The sequence below is a fragment of the uncultured Algibacter sp. genome (assembly GCF_947495675.1).
GTDB lineage: Bacteria > Bacteroidota > Bacteroidia > Flavobacteriales > Flavobacteriaceae > Algibacter_B.
The window spans coordinates 1-621 of record NZ_CANLZX010000056.1 but is presented as its reverse complement, the minus strand read 5'-3'; the positions used below and the strand labels follow the sequence as shown (position 1 = coordinate 621).

1 protein-coding gene is annotated in these 621 nt (G+C 34.6%); it reads left to right on the top strand.

The features are described 5' to 3' along the window. Positions 1-7: 7 nt before the first annotated feature. The coding region (gene fsa / locus Q0842_RS16070; RefSeq protein ID WP_298500515.1) for a fructose-6-phosphate aldolase at positions 8-621 on the top strand (614 nt) is incomplete at its 3' end.

The window sequence follows — 621 nt, the reverse complement described above, 5'->3', positions numbered from 1 at the left end:
AAAGAACATGAAATTTTTTATAGATACAGCAAACCTTGATGATATTGCAGAAGCCCAAGCATTCGGCGTTTTAGATGGTGTAACAACCAACCCGTCTTTAATGGCAAAAGAAGGTATTACAGGAGCCGATAATATTATAGCACATTACAAAAAAATATGTGATATTGTAGAGGGCGATGTAAGTGCAGAGGTTATCTCAACAGATTTTGAAGGTATGGTAAAAGAAGGAGAAGCTTTAGCTGCTTTAAACCCTCAAATTGTTGTAAAATTACCATTAATTGCAGATGGAATTAAGGCCTGTAAATATTTTTCAGATAAAGGCATTAAAACTAATGTAACTTTAGTGTTTTCTGCTGGTCAAGCACTTTTAGCAGCTAAGGCAGGAGCAACCTATGTGTCGCCATTTATTGGAAGATTAGATGATATCTCTACAGATGGATTACAACTGATTGCTGAAATAAGACAGATTTATGATAATTATGGTTTTGAAACTCAAATCTTAGCAGCATCTGTTCGTCATACTATGCACGTTATTGATTGTGCTAAATTAGGAAGTGATGTTATGACAGGTCCTTTATCGGCTATTAAAGGATTATTAAAACACCCTTTAACAGATATTGG